Source organism: Mesomycoplasma ovipneumoniae ATCC 29419 (assembly GCF_028885435.1).
In the GTDB taxonomy this organism is placed as follows: domain Bacteria; phylum Bacillota_I; class Bacilli_A; order Mycoplasmatales; family Metamycoplasmataceae; genus Mesomycoplasma; species Mesomycoplasma ovipneumoniae.
The window spans coordinates 551,309-570,081 of record NZ_CP118522.1 but is presented as its reverse complement, the minus strand read 5'-3'; the positions used below and the strand labels follow the sequence as shown (position 1 = coordinate 570,081).

The 18,773-nt window shown below is 28.2% G+C and carries 8 protein-coding genes and 1 pseudogene; 8 read left to right on the top strand and 1 reads right to left on the bottom strand.

What is annotated here, in order from left to right; translation table 4 throughout:
- Positions 1-70: 70 nt before the first annotated feature.
- From PWA39_RS02145 to PWA39_RS02110, 8 genes and pseudogenes are all read left to right on the top strand, one after another.
- On the top strand, positions 71-595 hold the full coding sequence (locus PWA39_RS02145; RefSeq protein WP_274827400.1) for a hypothetical protein: 525 nt from the start codon (positions 71-73) through the stop codon (positions 593-595).
- Entirely contained in the window at positions 567-2,336 is a 1,770-nt protein-coding gene (locus PWA39_RS02140) for a hypothetical protein (RefSeq protein ID WP_274827399.1), read from the top strand. Before PWA39_RS02145 ends, PWA39_RS02140 begins: the two co-directional genes overlap by 29 nt.
- Before the next feature lie 114 nt (positions 2,337-2,450).
- On the top strand, positions 2,451-2,900 hold the full coding sequence (locus tag PWA39_RS02135) for a hypothetical protein (RefSeq protein ID WP_274827398.1): 450 nt from the start codon (positions 2,451-2,453) through the stop codon (positions 2,898-2,900).
- A 56-nt stretch (positions 2,901-2,956) separates the two neighbouring features.
- Positions 2,957-4,762: pseudogene (locus tag PWA39_RS02130) on the top strand (hypothetical protein).
- Between the two features lie 228 nt (positions 4,763-4,990).
- Positions 4,991-5,326, top strand: coding sequence for a hypothetical protein (locus tag PWA39_RS02125; protein WP_069099682.1), 336 nt, complete (start codon positions 4,991-4,993; stop codon positions 5,324-5,326).
- A gap of 198 nt (positions 5,327-5,524) precedes the next feature.
- Positions 5,525-7,354 carry a hypothetical protein gene (locus tag PWA39_RS02120; protein ID WP_274827396.1) on the top strand — a complete coding sequence of 610 codons (1,830 nt, stop codon included), beginning with the start codon at positions 5,525-5,527 and terminating at the stop codon, positions 7,352-7,354.
- Between the two features lie 867 nt (positions 7,355-8,221).
- On the top strand, positions 8,222-12,079 hold the full coding sequence (locus PWA39_RS02115) for a P97 family adhesin (protein ID WP_069099289.1): 3,858 nt from the start codon (positions 8,222-8,224) through the stop codon (positions 12,077-12,079).
- Between the two features lie 14 nt (positions 12,080-12,093).
- Complete coding sequence (locus PWA39_RS02110; protein WP_069099290.1) at positions 12,094-15,057, top strand: P110/LppT family adhesin N-terminal domain; 2,964 nt, start codon at positions 12,094-12,096, stop codon at positions 15,055-15,057.
- Positions 15,058-15,632: 575 nt separating this feature from the next.
- Here the strand turns inward: PWA39_RS02110 and PWA39_RS02105 are convergent.
- Positions 15,633-18,773 (bottom strand): HsdR family type I site-specific deoxyribonuclease, encoded by a 3,141-nt coding sequence (locus PWA39_RS02105; protein ID WP_069099415.1) that lies wholly within the window; start codon positions 18,771-18,773, stop codon positions 15,633-15,635.

Below are 18,773 nucleotides of genomic sequence, written 5' to 3'. Positions count from 1 at the left end.
AAATAGCAATTTTGTTAGTTGAATTTATGTTTACTTGCGAAAATGTTACTGAATTTTAGCGGTTGGAAGTTTGCTAACCCAATCAGAATTAACCAAAATTATTATTGATACTTTCCTGCATAGTTCAGTAAAAGCTAAAATTAATGATAATTATTATGACCGTAAAAATATGGAGGAAAAATTAAAGTCCCCTATTGATTTTTATTCATTTAATGAGCCAGTTATGTGAACTTTGGCTCAAAAAACAAGAGATACAGCAAATTTGATTGTGGGAAATAGATGGTCAATTGATCCAAATAATAATTTAAATAAAGATTCCGGTTTTACTAAAGATCACTTTGTTGTTGGAGAAGGTCTAGCTAGCGATGCTATTGATTGAACTAACCCTAAAAATGCGTTTGATATTGATAAAAGTAAAGATGAAAAAATACCATCATACATAAAAATATATTTTCCCAATTATCATGTAAGGAGATTAAGAATGATAGGGGATGAGGAAAAGGGTATTGAGTCGGAATTTATACCAAGAAAAAAAATGTTAAATGTTGAAAAGGTGCATTTTTTATATGGAAAGGCAATTAGATTTAGTAACTAACGCAAAAAAACAATTAATTAAACTAAAATATATAGAAATTAATATTAAAAGTCGTTGTTCAATTGGCAATATGACTGATGATGATGTGGATTCAACGTCTGATTGTTATTATAAGAATTATCCATTTCCAAATTTTTTATACGATTACCTTAAAGAAACCTACAATCCTAATCCAATTGAAAGAATTATTAGCTTAAATTATAAACAAGAAGATTATATTTATAATTTAAAACTGGAAGATATCCCAAAAAGTTCGTTTTTTTCCAAAAAACTCGAAGATTTCCAATTTCATAACGATATTAAGTGTTTAATTGGCGACTGTCACCACGTTGAATATTGCGAAATAAACGAAGAAGAAAATGTTGTTTATAAATCTGATCTTTATTCTGCATCTGCTTTACGCGATGGTAAAGATTTTAAAAAAGTTGTTGTTGTCTTTGAAAACTTTGATGATATTGAAAAATGTGAATTTTCAATTTCTTATCCTGCTTATTTTTGAAAAATATTTAAATCAAAAAGCAGATTGAGAGAAATTGAAGCTTTAATTATTAAGGAAATTCAGGAAAGCGTTCCTTATGCAAAGCCAAAAAATTTAGCAAATTACCACGAAAAAATCTTTGATTTTTTATCAAATAGATATGAATATAACTCAGAATTTCTAGACATAAATAAAGCATATTTAGGACAAAATGTAGAAAATATCTACAATTTGTTATTAAAAGAGAATTATAATTTTGGTGATAAAACGCAAATTGATCCAATTCAAAATGTATTTACTTTTGAAACTTATGAAAATTTGCTTAAAAAATTTGAAAAATACGGGATCAAAAAACTTAACTTAAATATTGAAAATCGTGATAAATTTATTCTTAGTTGATTTGATAAATTTGGCCCAGAATATCGAAAATATTGCATCGAACTTTTTGGTAAAAGAGGCCAAACGTATTATGATATTGCGAATAATTGGACAAATAAAATCGAATTAATCTATTTGTTGCAAATTCTATTTGGTCCTAAATATTGAGTTGAAGATCTAGATTTTTATCCCGATGAGCCTGATTTTCTTATTCTACCAAGTTGGGCAAAATTAAAACTTGAAAATTTCGAAATTTTTTACTTTGACGGGCAGGAATATGGCCTTTTTGATGAAATAATTTCCCAATTTGACTCAAAAAAGCCAGTTTTTTGATTTCAACCATTTTACTATTCCGCCTATGGAGCTGGTGAAGCACGGATTTTGCCAATTGCATTAAAAAATTTCATTTTATTGAATGTTGATGGTCAAAAAATTTATTACTGATTTGGCCATTCAAATTTATATGATGATATTTATGGAGGTAAATACGAAATTTTAAAATATTATTTCAAACAAAAATTAGTCAAACTTGAACAAGATATTTTTCTGCGTGATGGTAAGGATCCGGAGTTCTATGTCTCATGACCACCAAGGCAAAATAATTTAACTAAAAATGTGATTGGATCATCTATGGAAGAATTAATTTTATATCGAGATGCCTTGAATAAATTTCTAAAAGAAACAGATCATGAATTTGAGTATTTTAGACGCTTTCTAGAAAATACTAATTTATATACCCAACAAGAAAAAGAATTAATTTTACAACAACACCTTCTCTTTTCTTGAGATTCTGATGATTGGACTGAATATTATGATGAAATTGCAAGAGTAGATTTTCGTGGTCATAAAAGTAAAAAATTTATTGAGATAAAAGGAAAATCGTAGGTCTTTTTGTTAATTAATAAATTTAATGATAAAAGATTTAACTTTATTTTTAAAATTTTTAACCTGTTTTTCTTTTTTATCTATTTAAAAATAGCAATTTTGTTAGTTGAATTTATGTTTACTTGTAAAAAATGTGCCTGACTTTTAGCGGTTGGAAGTTTGCTAGTCCAATCAGAATTAACCAAAATTATTATTGATATTTTCTTGCCTAGTTCAGTAAAAAATAATAAAAATGTTGATGACCTTAAAATTATGGATAAGAAACTAAATTCACCTATTGATTTTTATTCATATAATTGACGAGTTATGATAAATTTGGCTGAAAAAACAAGAGATACAGCAAATTTGATTGTAGGAAACGGATGGCTACGAAGACAAAATAATAATTTAAATAAGGATCCCGATTTTACTAAAGGTCCTTTTGTTACTGGAAGTGGACTTGCTCATGATTCTATTGATTGAAAGTACCCTAAAAATGCTTTTGAGATTCCTGATAAACAATCTAATCCAAAATCATATACAAAAATTTTTCCCAAGTTATCATGTAAGAAGAGTAAGGCTTAAAAAGAAACATGTAGACAGGGATAAAATGTTAAGTGTAGAAAAGGTACATTTTTTATATGGCAGTCCAATTAGATTTGAAGTCTAAAGCAAAAAAACAATTAAAAGAACTAAAATATTTAGAAATTGATATTAAAAGTTATTGCTTAATTGAACGGATATTTTCCGATGAAGATTTTCCCAATGATTGTAATAATGAATATCGAGCAATTCCAGACTTTTTATGAGTTTATGTCATGGATTCTTGCGCGGTTGTAAACAATCCAATTGAAACTATTATTGCCTTAGATTACAAACGTGATGATTATGTTTATAATTTAAGACTAGAAGATATCCCAAAAACAGTCTTTTTTTTGAAAAAACTGAAAGACTTTGATTTTTATGATGAAATTAGGTGTTTGTCACGTAGATGAACTGATAAAGATTATTGTCGAAAAAAAGAAAATCTAAGTGATAAATGCAAATGAGAACCCTATTTTTCGGACACTCCCTATGAGACTAAAGATTTTAGAGTACTAATCGTCGCTTTTGAAAATTTTGGTGACAAAAAAAATGTGAATTTTCAATTTCCTTTCCTGCAGTTTTTCAAAAAAATGTTCAAATCAAAAGATGAACTAAAAAAAATTGAAAATCTGATAATTAAGGAAATCAAAGAAAGCGTTCCTTATGCAAAGCCAAAAAATTTATCAAATTATCACGAAAAAATCTTTGATTTTTTATCAAATAGATATGAATATAATTCAAAGTTTCTAGATATAAATAAAGCATATTTAGGCAAAAAAGTAGAAAATATCTACAATTTGTTATTAAAAGAGAATTATAATTTTAGTAAAAAAACCAAAATTAACCCCATTCAAAATGTATTTACTTTTGAAACTTATGAAAATTTGCTTAAAAAATTTGAAAAATACGGGATTAAAAAGCTTGATTTAAACATTGAAAACCGGGATAAATTTATTCTTAGTTGATTTGATAAATTCGGTTCTGAATATCGAAAATATTGCATCGACCTTTTTGGTAAAAATGGTCAATTTTATTATGATAATTTGAATAAATGAACAAATAAAATTGAATTTATCTATTTGCTGCAAATTTTATTTGGTCCTAGATATTTTTTCCCCACCGAGAATGTCGACCTTGACGAACCGGATTATTTTATTTTACCAAGTTGAGCCAAACTTAAACTAGAAAATTTCCAAATTTTTTACTTTGGCGGCCAAGAATACGGACTTTTTGATGAAATAATTGCACAATTTGACTCAAAAAAACCAGTTTTTTGGTTTAAACCGTATTATCGTTCTGCTTATAGCGCCAACACCGGCTGAATTTCCCCAATTGCATTAAAAAATTTCATTTTATTGTATGTTGACGATCAAAAAATTTACTACTGATTTGGCCATTCAAATTTATATGATGATATTTACCAAGGTAAATACGAAATTTTAAAATATTATTTTAAACAAAAATTAGTTAAACTTGAACAAGATATTTTTCTGCGAAATAACCAAGATCCGCAGTTTGTTTTTGCTTCTCCATCAAAATCAAATTATTTAAATAAAAATGTAATTGAATCTTCTATGGAAGAACTAATTTTATATCGTGATGCAATTAAAAAATTTCAAGAAGAAACAACTCATGAATTTAAGTATTTTGACGATTTTGTAGAAAATTCGAGTTTATATAGCCAACAAGAAAAAAAATTGATTTTAGAAAGGTACTTTGATTTTTCCTGAAATTCTAGAGACGAAAATTACTATTTTGAAGAAATTTCAAAAACAGATTTTCGCGGTGATTATAGCGAGAAAGCTCTTGATGATGAGAAAATGTTCGCTGATCTTTTCGACGGCGAAAAACTTCGAGACTAAAAATTTTAAATTCTTTTTTTTTAAAATTTTTTAGGTTTTTTATTTTTGTTTATTCAAAAATAAAAATTTTGTTAGAAAAATTTTGTTTATTTGCAAAAATTGCTTGAATTTTTATCAATTTTTTTAAGACGCTGAATTTTTAATGAAATTTTCCCTAAAAAGTTTTAGTGTATGCTATAATTTCATTGAGTAAAGAATTTGAATATAGTATATAAAAAGTGAGAAAACATGAATAAAAAACTGAAACTTTTTAAGTTCATTGTTAATATTATTACTTTTTGATTATTAAGTCTAAGTGTTTTTAGCATACTTTGACATTTTCAAAGTACAAAAAGCTATTCAGATTTTAAACTCACAACCCGTTATTTAGATTTGTTAAATTCAAAAAAATCACTAAATTTTGGTGATTTAGCCGAAATTTTTCCAACCAAAAACCATGAAAATTCGCTTGTTATTAATGCAAATATTAAAAAAGCCCAAACATATCTAAACAAAACAAGCACTAATTCAGTCCCTCCTAATCAGATGATATTGAAATTCAAATTAATCAAGACGGTCGGCTAATTTTAAATAGTTTATCACTTGAATTTGTTAACAAAAAAATGAGCTCTATTTTGAAAATGGTGTGCCAAAACTAAAATTTAAAGTTCATGTTGTTGACTTTAGAGAACTTCAAAATCAAACTCGTGTTGAAAAACCTTCTTTTTTATAAATCAGTATACTAATAATAAAAATGTTAAATGTTGAAAAGGTGGATTTTATATGAAAAACCAATTAGATTTGATGTCTATAGCAAGAAAACAATTAAGAAAACAATCAATAAAACAATTAAGAAATCTAAAATATTTAGATATTGATTTTAAAACTTATCGCTCAGTTGAAGACATATTTTCCGATAATGATTTTTCCTATGATCCCTATGAAAAATATGAAGCAATTCCAGACTTTTTATGAGTATATGTCATGGATTTTTGTGAGGTTGCAGACAATCCAATTGAAACTATTATTGGCTTAGATTACAAACGTGATGATTATGTTTATAATTTAAGACTGGAAGATATCCCAAAAACAGTCTTTTTTTCGAAAAAACTGAAACACTTTGATTTTTATGATGAAATTAGGTGTTTGTCGCGTAGATGAGGTGACGAAGATTATTGTCGAAAAAAAGAAAATCTAAGTGATGAGTATAAATGAGAACCCTATTTTTCGGACACTCCCTATGAGACTAAAGATTTTAGACTACTAATCGTTGCTTTTGAAAATTTTGGTGACAAAGAAAAATGTGAATTTTCAATTTCCTTTCCTGCGGTTTTTAAAAAAATGTTCAAATCAAAAGATGAACTAAAAAAAATTGAAGCTCTAATTATTAAGGAAATTCAGGAAAGTGTTCCTTATGCAAAACCAAAAAATTTAGCAAATTACCATGAAAAAATCTTTGATTTTTTATCAAAAAGATACGAATATAATTCAAAATTTGTAGATACAAACAAACAATATTTAGGAGAAAATGTAGAAAATATCTACAATTTGTTGTTAAAACAGGGTTATAATTTTTGCGAAAAAACCCAAATTGAACCAATTCAAAATGTATTTACTTTTGAAACTTATGATAATTTGCTTGAAAAATTTAAAAAATACGGGATTAAAAAGCTTGATTTAAACATTGAAAATCGTGATAAATTTATTCTTAGTTGATTTGATAAATTTGGTCCGGAATATCGAAAATTTTGCATCAACCTTTTTGGTAAAAACGGTCAATTTTATTATGATAATTTGAATAAATGAACAAATAAAATTGAATTTATCTATTTGTTGCAAATTTTATTTGGTCCTAGATATCATATGGACACTGAGAATCTCAATCTTGCTAAACCTGACTATTTTATTTTGCCAAGCTGAGCAAAATTAAAACTTGAAAATTTCGAAATTTTTTACTTTGGTGGACAAGAATATGGACTTTTTGATGAAATAATTTCCCAATTTGACTCAAAAAAGCCAGTTTTTTGGTTTAAACCGTATTATCGTTCGGCTTATAGCACAGACACTGGGTGAATTTCACCCATTTCCTTAAAAAATTTTATTTTACTGTATGTTGACGGGCAAAAAATTTATTACTGATTTGGACATTCAAATCTATATGACGATATTTTCCAAGGTAAATACGAAATTTTAAAATATTATTTTAAGGAAAAATTAGTCAAACTTGAGCAAGATATTTTTCTACGAAATAACCAAGATCCGCAGTTTGTTTTTTCTTGTTCATCAAAATCAAATTATTTAGATAAAAATGTAATCAAATCTTCTATGGAAGAACTAATTTTATATCGTGATGCAATTAAAAAATTTCAAGAAGAAACAACTCATGAATTTAAGTATTTTGACGATTTTGTAGAAAATTCGGATTTATATACCCTGCAAGAAAAGAAATTGATTTTAGAAAGCCACTTTGATTTTTCTTGAAATTCTAGAGAGAAAAATTACTATTTTGAAGAAATTTCAAAAACAGATTTTCGCGGTGGTTATAGCGAGAAAACTCGCGATGATGAGAAAATGTTTGCTGATCTTTTCAATGGCAAAAAACTTCGAATCTAAAAATTTTAAATTCTTTTTTAAATTTTTAGCTTTTTTTATTTTTGTTTATTCAAAAATAAATATTTTGTTAGAAAAATTTTGTTTATTAGCAAAAGTTGCCTGAATTTTTTATCAATTTATTTTTTAAGTGCTGAGTAAATAACTTAGCCGATATAAAAACTCCTGAGTTTCCCAGTTTGATGGAAAACATTCACTTTTTATTCAATACAAATATTAAAAAATAACGGTAAATCCGGGTTTTTTGAGGCTAAAACCTTAATTTTTATTATTTAAAATTAAGGTTTTGCAAAAAAAAAAAAAAAAAGCTTGATCAAAAATAAAATTATGTTATAATAAACATCACTTAAGAATAGTTAATAAATTTAGAAATTAGAATTAAGGGGAATTACTTATGTTTTGGCATAAAAAATCAGAAAATGCGAATTATCCATTATGTTTTTAAATATAATGGAATGCTTTAAATTTACCTGTTTAGAAATCTTTAAATTTAGGGCTTTTGGTTATTGTTCTTTCAAAACTTCATATGTTTTTTAGGCTCTATGTAAATAAAAATGAGTTTTCTATTTGCATTGAGTTTAAATAGCAGTTGTATTTTTTATGATTTTTGTCAGTGTTTTAAACTAAAAAGCAGTTTAAATATTTTATAACTTTGCTTTTTAGCTAAAATTTTAGCTTTTTTAGTTTACTTTCTTTGATTAATAAGCAGATTTTTTTCATGATGGTCAGATTTAAAATTCAGTGTTTTTGCTTTGATAGTTATTTTTCTTGAGTTTGCAGTTTGACGCCGTTCATAGTGATTTGAATGCAAAAATTGGGCTTAATTTTTTAAATTAATGTAGATTTAATTTTACTTTAAGGTATAATTATATGATTATGAGTAAACCTAAACAAAAATCACTATTTAATGTTTTGAGAAAAAATATTTTGTCAAAAACGGGAATAGCAGTTAGTCTTTTTGGGGTTGGGGTTTTTACGGCTACTGCCGTTTTAACTACTCGGATTTCTTATTCGGGTAATCCGCGAGAAAATGTTCAAAATTTTGCCAAAAAAATTAACTTAGTCTCATTTAAATTAGGTGATTTATCTGCTAATGATGATTATTATAGTATAAAAAACATAATTTTTGATGAAAACGGAAACAAACAAAAGGATCTCGATCTTAGTCGCCTTGTTGATGTTTTTCAAAAAACAAATGATCTAAACCAAAAAATTGATCTCACTGATGAAGTTGATATTCATAAACCACACCTAAAATTTGTTGATATTACAGCAAATGATGATAGTCGAAGTTTTGAAATTAAATATCAAGTTAAACAAAAGTTGCCTGACCAAAGTTTTGTGCAATCAGATATTTATTCTCAAGAAATTAGTTTTTTGCAAAAATCACAATTTTTACGATCAAATTTTAGCTCTAAATTACAAAAAATTATCAAACTTTTTCAAACTAAATTTTCTAGTCTAAAAGATAAAAACTCAACCAAAGAATTCTCAGCTGATTCGGGAAATACCCAGGCGACTTTAAATGACAACATTTTTCTAAGGCGAGCTGAGGATATATTAAGTTTTTTGAATTTAGCCCGTACTTCAAAGGAGCTTGAAAATAAAATAAGTAAATTATTACCACAAATCAAGCATATTTTATTTGATATATACAATAGTGAGGAAAATTTAATTCCTGATTCTAATAATAAAATCTTTAATTTTACCTTTGAAAAAAATCAGTTAACAAATGAATATGCCTTTGTTGATGGTAGAGGTTTTTTAAATTTATTTTTGAAAGCTGAATTTAGTTTAGAAGCTCAAAAACTACTTGATTTTCCTGAAGTTAAAAGTTGAATTGAACCAGTTAGAATTGTTGATAATGAAGGAAACTCATTATTTACAACTTCAAAATCTTTAATAGAAAGTATTGAGTTATCAAATACTGAATCTAAAAAATTAGTCAATATTAGTGTTCTAGATTTTCTAAATTTATTACAGACAAAATTCACCTTATCGAATTTTGACATAAAAAACAAAAAAATTAATAAAGAAATCGTTCAAATAATCAATCAAGTTTTAGAAAAACCTTTGAATATTGGATTAAAAAATTCATCAAATAAATTACCTAATGAAGGTGTTAATTTAGTTTTTGATCCTTTTAATGTTGAAATTTCTAAAAATGACAGTAAATTTGACTTAAAATTACCTTATAGAATTCAAATTTCTGAGAAATTTTACGGTAAAGAATCATCGGAAATAGTTGAAGAAAAATTAGGTGTTCTTAACCTAGAAAACTTTAGCATTATTGATGAAAATAGCGACCAAAAAATTGACGATGGACGCTATTTTCTTTTTTTAAATCAAAATTTTGATTTAAAAATGCTCAAAAAAGATGATACTGCTAAGGATAAAAAAGAACTTTCTGAAGTTAAAAAAACTGAAAAAACTGAAGAATCAGAGGCAAAACAAGTTTCTGTACAAGATGATACTGTTTCCACCGAAAGCCAATCTACAACAACCACCCAATCTACAACAACTGACGCAACTTCCCAAAATGACACAACAGCTCAACCCGAATCTACTAACCAATCTGAAGGTAATACTCAAACCAAAAAACAACCAAAATACAAATACTTTTTACTAGATTCTAACAATCCTTATAGTAAAAAAGAAATTGATCAACTAATTCAAGATAATGATTTTGAAAAATTAAGTCGTTATCTTCAAAGTATAAGTGGTTATAATTATAATTATTCAAATCATGAAAGTCTAATCAAAGCTTGAACTGGAACATTAATTTTCCCATTTGACTATGCAAATAGTTTTAAGGCTGATAATTCACTACATGCGCAAAAAACCGGTACAATTTCATTAGATTCGACTCAGTTTTTGCAAAATCCTAATGAAACTGGTGCTTTTTATTCATTTTTAGCAAAACAAAATCCTAGACTTGTAGTTCAAGCATTTGTTGATTTTTTAAAAATATCAGGTTTAATTTTTAATTTTGTTGATCTTGATAGAGATTATAATTTTGATTGAAATAAAATTTTTGAAAGTGCAACACAAGTTAAACTTAATTCAAGCAATTTTAAGAAATTTAGCTTTAATAATCAATATAGCAACCTTGAAAATTCAGGATTTGTATCAACATTATTTTTACCTAAAGATGTTAAGTCCAAAATTTCAACTTTAAAAAATGATGAAAAAATTCTTGAATCATTAACAAGTCTAAACCTTTTTGCCCAAAAAAGTGATCAAATTGCAAAATTTGAAAAAATTGACGAAAATATCGCTAATTTTGAAACTTTAGCAGATGTAATTAGTGCCTTTTATTACAAAGCAGGTCTTCTAAATAATTATCAAAATTGGTCAGAAATTGCCCTTCTAGATTCAGAAATTATTTTTGAGCCAAATGATGAAATTTCACTGAGCGATCTTGAGGAAATTAAAAAACAAAACCCTTCTGTCCAAAATGAAGATATTTCAAAAAAATATAAAGCTATTAACTATTATTACAAATTAGGAATAAGGGATGAATTTGGAACAATTAGTGCTCCACTTTTTGAAAGTCCAAAAACCACACTAATACTCAAAACAATTGACGAAAAAACTGCAAAAATTAATGAAGTTACTAAAAAACTTGACCAAATAATCGATGCAATTCCCGTTTCTTACCAAACAATTCACCTTAGTGAGGAAGATTTTCAAAAATTAACCGAACAAAATGGCGGGACAACAAGTGGCTCAGGTGCAGTTGCGGTTCAAGCAGCTTTGGTTTCTAGTCTTTCTTCGCAAATTTTAGAATTAAAATCGCTTGCAAAACCTTTTAGTGATACTGAGAAAACTGAACAAGTTCAAGAAACTCAACAAGGTGAACAAGTTGGGCAAGTTCAACAAGGGCAAGAAGTTCAAGCCGAACAACAAACTCAAGAAGGCGGAGGAGAACAACAAGCTCAAGAATCTGAAACTGAACAAAAAACTGAAGAAGTTCAGCCAACTGAAGGTGAAACTGAAACTCAAACCCCTGTTGAAACTGAAAAACAAGACGAACTTACAAAAAAATTACCAAAATTTGGTGCAGAAATTAGCCAAATTCTTAAACAAAGTTTTACTAGTTTATTTACTTCAACAGAAAAAGATAGTCCTAAATTAAAAATTAACATCGAAATTAAGGATGATATTTTAAAGGATCCAAATAAAAAACTTATCACAATTCAAGTAGGAATTCCAGAATCTTATCTAGATCAACTTACTGCCGAAGAAAAAACCGATCAAGAAGCAAAAAAAGTCGAAGAAAATTCAGATCAAACCCAAACTGATCAAGAAAAAAGTGATAGTGAAAGCACTTCAGATCAAAACCAAACTAGTCAGCAACAAGAAAATAATGGGAGTACTTCAGATCAAGGCCAAACCGACCAACAAACAGATAGTGGATCAAGCGAACCAGCAACTGTTGAAACAAAGCAAGTTTTAACTTCTGAAGAAATCCCAGCTGCACCAGCTCCGGCAGCCCCATCACCAGCGCCTGCATCACCCGCTCCAGCTGCCGAACCAACAACTTCCCCAGCTCCAACTCCAGCAGTTCCAGCACCAGCTGAAACTCCAGCGTCCGCCGAACCTACCCAACAACCAAAAGAAGAAAAATATCGTTATTCAAAAAAATTCAATATTACTGTAATTAAACAAGTTAGCGCGAGTCAAACTTCAAGCGATTCAACACCAGAAACCACAGAGCAAAGTTAAAATAAGGAATTAAAATGATTGCAAAAAAGCATATTAAAATAATAACAATTGGCTTAGGAACGACAATTTTTGCTTCAACAGTTGTCGGTATTGCCCTTGGATTTAATAGTTATAATAAATCATATTTTGAAAAAGTTGCTGAAAAACCTAATGATTTCAAACTTGATTCTGCTAGTTCAATTGATAAACAACAAGTTTTTGGACTGCTAGATAAGGTCAAAATTCAAACTAATTTTAGTGATTTATCAGCAAAATCAGTGCTTGAATTAGCAACAAATCCTTTATATAGTTTGGATTTAGCGACAGTTTTTAACTTTGATGAGCTAAAAAATAACGGTTTTGAAATTAGTTTTGACTTAAAAGATGTAAAAGTTGAAAATAGCGCAATTAATGATGTTTTAGTTTTCGTTAGCGATCCTAAAACAAATGCAACAGTCACTAAAAAAATTAATTTGACCGGATTTAGTACAAAATCCGACTCAAATCAGCTCGAAAATTTTGATATTGACACAAAAAGATCTTCGCTAACATTAAAATCCAGAAAATTAGTTAGTCCAAGTGAGCTAAAAGCAAAAATTCAAGACTCTTATTCAAAATTCGTGAGAAATTTAAGTCCAGCTCGTGCGCTCGAGCGTGCTTTTATTGAAAACAATATCGGACTTAACCTAATTAACGGACAAAATTTGCCTACTTTTTTAAATTCAAAGCAAATTATCACTCCTGCTTTAAAAGACAAAAATCTTAGTTTTTCAGCACTTGACGATTCAAAGGCGACTTTAAGTCTAAATTTAGAAATTCAAAATTTAGACACTAAAACAAAAACAAATTTTGAACTTCCAATTCAAGGACTGTCCAATTTGTCCCAAATTTTTGAAGAATTATCAGTTTTTATCGCCCAAAGTGGTCAAGAAATTTTCAAACTAAAACCGCAAGTTCAAGCTGATTTAATTAATAAAGATCAATCCTTAGCAGAAGTTTTATACCAAAAAGCAAATAGCGACTTTAATTTTAGTTCATTTTTTGAATCTAATTTCCTAAAATCTTTTAAATTCCGCGCAAATGATAGCGATATTTGAGATATAGAAATCCAACCTTCTTTGAAAAAGGTTGAAGATTCCGAAAAAGATGAACTTTTAAAGGCCCAACAAGTTCGCTTTTTAGTCAATGTTAGTCCAACAAAAAATCAAAATTTAGCACTAAAAGTCCCAAATTTTGACTTAGAAATAGACTTCCAACCTGATTTAAGACCTCTAGAACGAAAAATTGCAAAAGCCCAAGGAAGTCTTGCAAAATCAACTAATTTTTCATTTCAGAAACCTGAAAATAGCCCAACAATCACAGCCACTCAAATTAATTTATATGTTAGCCAAATTTTTGATATAATTAAAAATAATTCTGAAGACGAAGATGATAAAATTATTGAAAAAGTTGCTGCTAATACTTACTTTTTAGAAAAAGGAAAAACTGGAACTCCCGAAGAAATTGAGCAATTTACCAAAGACTTACAAGAGCAAATCAAAAAAGATGCCGAAATTAAGCCCCAAAATCCTGATTCTGAAAACAGTCAACAAACTGAAAGCACAGGCGCACAAAAAACTTTTGGACTAGGAGTTTCAATCCTAAAAACTCTGCTTTTAGCAAAAAACAATGCCCAAAATGTTGAATTAGAACTAAATTCAACCCCACTTTCAAAAGCATTAGAGTTAAATTTTAGTCTTATCGATAAACAAACCGGCCAAAACCTTGCTGATTCAAAAATAGTTATTTCTAATATTTTTAGTGAAAAAACTGCTTATGATATTACTCGCGAATTTAATCCTTTAGTTTTTATTGACGGTAAAAATGATGTTGTTCTTCAAGAAGATGGCGAGTCAATTCTTAGTGATTTTGGTCGTCCTGAACTGAAATTTAAAGGTAAAATAACTAAAGAAAACGACGGATATTCAATCACTAAAACAATAAAATTCCAACCAAGTCAAACTAGTGCGACACCGGATTCGGGGACTTCAGGATCTTCAGGCGGTCAAGGACCTTCCAGTTCAGCAACTTCTTCACCAACACCCCCACAAAACCCAACTAATATTGACAAAGGTTCATTCTTTTTGGCTTTTAAAATTAGCGGAATTAACGATTTTAACAAGCATTACCTAGTTTCTTCAAAAGAAGGTAAAGGAATTTTTGTACAAAGAGTAAAAAACACTCGGGCAAGAGGATCTTTTTTAAGACAAACCGATTCTGGAACTGATAACGGAGCTACCCCGCCAACTGTTTCTGAAGCCCAAGAAATTAAAAATGCAAATCCACAATTTGCATATGTTTTAGGAATTGATTATGACTTTAAATTTAGTTTTGGCAACGGTGGTGAAGAAGCAAAACCCGTCAGATCCCAACAAGCTCTAATTTTGCCACCTGAAGTTCTAAAAGAAATTAAGCCTGATCAGTTTGCCGAACTAACAAGGCAAAGCAGTGATGAGACAACAATTACTTTGCAAAATCGATCACTACTTTACCGTAAATTTAACCAAAAAAACAACTTTGAATCAGACACCCAGTTTATTCAAGACGGATCAACAATTGTTGTTGAGATTTCAATGAACAAAGAAGCTGATGGATCTGGAACCTTAGAAGTAAGTGGATATTCATCTTCAAGCCAAAGACCTAAATTTGACAAGGTTTATTCAAAAACTATTTTTAACAAAGATGAACAAGGAAAACCTTCACCAAATAAATTTAACACCTACAATCTTGATTATTTCCAAATTGGGCCTAATCCTGAAGTGAGTGTAGAAAAACCTATTGATTCAGGACAACCTAATTCTTCAGATCTTCCAAAACCAGTTTTTCCAGATTCAAAAGCAAAAGTTTTAATTAAGGCTTTTGCGGTTGTAAGAAATTCTGATTTTGGCGATGATGAAAATGCTGTCAAAGTTGCTCGTGATAAAACATTAGAATCTTTTGTAGATGCTTATTTAAACTAGTAAATTTAAATAATTTTGAAAAAAGGTTAATTAAACCTAATTAAACAAATAAATTGCCCCTTTGAATTTCAACCGAAGGGGTTTTTATTATTTTGAAAATAACCTTTTGTAAAAAAAAAAAAAAAAATGTTTGGTCTAAGAAAAAATTCTGTTATAATAGAGTCACTCTAAGAATTAATTAATAAATTTTATATTGAATTAAGGGAGGGATTAGTTATGTTTTTTGTTTAAAAAAATCAGACAACGCGAATTTTTCATCATGTTTTTAAATATGATGAAATGCCTTAAATTTAACCGTTTAGAAATCTTCAAATTTAAGGCTTTTAAGTTATTGTTCTTTCAAAACTTCATATATTTTTTTAGGCTCATGTAAATAAAAACGAGTTTTCTTTTTGCATTGAGTTTAAATAGTAGTTGTATTTTTTTATGGTTTTGTTGTTTATTACATAAATTGATTTTGCCTGTGTTTTAACTAAAAAGGTAGTTTAAATATTTTATAATTTTGCTTTTTAGGTTAAAAAAGTGGCCAGAATAGTTTTTGTTAAGCTAATAAGAACAATAAATTTAAGTGTTTTTTATTGTTTAAGTTTATCTCTTTGGGCTTCGATAAATTCCAAAATTATGTCATAATGGTAGAATTTTTTGATTTTATTTTTGTTTTCATCGGTATTAGCTCATTTTTTTATTTTGATAATATTTTCTTTGACATTTTCATTTAGCCTGCCTTCGACTAACCTCTCGATTCGGTCGTTGAAATCAACAGGGTTATTATCATTAATATAATTTTTAAGTTTTTTACTATCAATATTCATTTGTTCAGCGAATTTATTTATTTCATTATCAGAATTTTCGCTCCGTTTTTCATCAACGCAAATATTAATATCAATGCCTCGATTATCATTATACATTTCAATAAAACATTCTCTAGCAAATGCCTGGTCAACTTTAAGAAATTTTGTAATTTCGCTTTGAACCTGTGCTAAAAATTCCTCTAAAGTTAGTTTTTTATTGGAGTCATAAAACAAACTTTGAATATATGAAGAATCGATTTTTTCTCTTAAAATACTTGGTTGAAGATTGTCTAATTCATTAAAAACTTCATCATATTCTTTGTTTGGATTAGTGTTGTTATATTCAATTCTAACATCCTCAATTCTCACGTTTAACTTTTTTCATTGCTCTTCATTTAATCAGATTTTCTCACTTTCTTTGTTTTTTTCCCAGCTAAATCCGAGAATTTCGGCACAAATTAAACTTTTTTTGATTTTTATAAAACATTCTATAAACTTTTTAGCTTCATTTGGCTCGATTGATTCAGGTACATTCTCAAAATCGGGATGCTTTCAATCGCTAAAAAGTTTTTGTAAACTTCTAAAATTCTTGTTAATTTCGTCGTAAAATATTTCAATTTTCTTTGGATCTGCCATTTTTGGATCGGCATAAGCATAAGCTTTTAAAGCTTCAGTAAGTTTTTCATATAAAAAAATTGGCCGGTGATAAAAAACAATATTTCCAAAAGGTTTATTTTCGTTGTTTTCAATGCGGTTTGTTCTTGAAATTGCCTGAATTAAATGTTCATATTTAAGAAGTCGATCAAAATAAACCGTGTTTATGTATTTTGAGTCATAACCTGTTAAAAGTTGGTCAACAACAATTAATAAATCTAATTGACCTTCGAGATTGCCATTTTCTAACTTAGTTAAATTATCCCTCTTTAATCTGTCTTGAATATCTTTTTTAAATTTTTTATGGGTATTATAATCAAAAGACTGACGAAAATCTTTGTTGTATTGTTGTAAAATTTTTTCAATATCCTCTTTTTTGTCCAATCCTCGTGATTTATTTGACGAATCAACAGATGAATCAATTGAAGGATCAAAAAGCGCTGTAACTTTTAAATTTAGATTTTGTTCTTCAATTTGTTCTCTAAAAATTTCAAAATATTTAATAGCACTTTCGATTGATTCAACAGTTAAGATTGCCGAATAAAAATATTTATTACTTCGATTAGGTCATATTTTTAGAATATCTTTGACAACCTCTTCTTTATATTGTTTTTCATGAGTTGTACCGTATCTTTCGAAAATTTTCTCTTCGAGATCAATAATTTGTTTATCATTTTTCCCAAATTTAGAACGGTATTCAGTAATTCCGATTTTGTTTTTAACGTTTTCCTGAACTAAATCTAGTGTTGTAGAAGTTAAGTGATCCATAAAACTGTATTCTGAACTAAATGCTAGGACTTTTTTGTCTTCCATAGCATTTTCCATTGTGTATTTGTGCAATCTTGGACCAAAATTATCTTCGGTAGTTACTCCCAGATCATCAGAACCTACCCTATTTTTAGCGTTTATTTCAAGTATTGGCGTACCTGTGAAACCAAAAATAACTGAATTTGTCATGTTTTTGAGAATACTAGTAAACATATCGCCAAATGTTGTTCGGTGTGCTTCGTCAAAAATGAATATTTTTTTCTTTTTTGTAATTTTGTTTAACTTTTTACTAAAATTTTCATTTGTTATCCGTGATTGTTTATGAATTGAAGTTATAATTAATTTTTGTCTTATAGAATCAGTAGAAAGATGATCAATTAAATTTTCTGTTGATTCTGCTTCAATAACATCGATTTTTCCTGAAGAATTAAAGTTATTAAACGATTTTAATGTCTGAGTGACGAGTTCAATTCGATCAGCAACAAAAATTACAATATCACTAAGCTCTTTTTCCAAAATGAGAGTAGCCAATTTAAAACTAGTTAGCGTTTTCCCTGATCCTGTTGAGTGCCAAACATACCCGCCTTTTTGGCACTCATGCAAATTATTAGAAAAATTTAGATCCCTTTTCAATCGTCTGCCAATTATTTCTTCAACCGCATGAATTTGATAACTTCTTAAAACCTTAAGATTTTTTTCCTTGTTATCCGCGATTATATAGTCGCCAATCATTTTATGAGCCATTGGAATACTGAAAAATTTGTCAATTAATTCTAAATAATCATTTATAGCACGATTATTTTTGTCAGTTCATTTTAAAAAATTTTTATCATTAATATTTTCAATATCATTTGTGTTTGGTAAATACAACATTTCATTAGGTTTCATTGCCACAACAATTTGTACTAATTTGAAGATTCTTTTATAAAATCCACTCTTGGCATAATTTTTAATTTGGGTTATAGCACTTTGAATTTTTTCAGATTGGTTTTTTAATTCGATATGAATTAAAGGCATCCCGTTAAATAAAAGCATTAAATCAGCACGCTTTTCATCATTCTTTGTTGTCTTGAATGTTACTTGACGCGCAATTTGGTAAATGTTATTTCCTATACCGATATCTTTTTTTGAAAATATTTTTAGTTGTACTTCTTGGCCAATTTTTTCCGGGTCTAGCGCTGGATTTGATCTTTTAATGGAAATATACTCATTAGTTAGTAGTATATTTGTTTCAACAAAATTTGGGCAATTATCAATTTTTTCAATAACTTGCTCCATTTCTTCATTACTAAGACTAACATTATTAAGTACGTCTTTGTTGTTATGAAACAAAATATCTTTCCAATTTTTTACTAAAATTTCTTCTGTGACATTTTCCAAAATGACACTATACCCATTTTTATAGCCAGATTCATCTCTAAAACCTTGCCAGCCATTTTTTGGGCTTGTTAATCTATCAACTATTGCTTGTTCAAATTCTTTTTCACTTTTAAAATTTTTCAT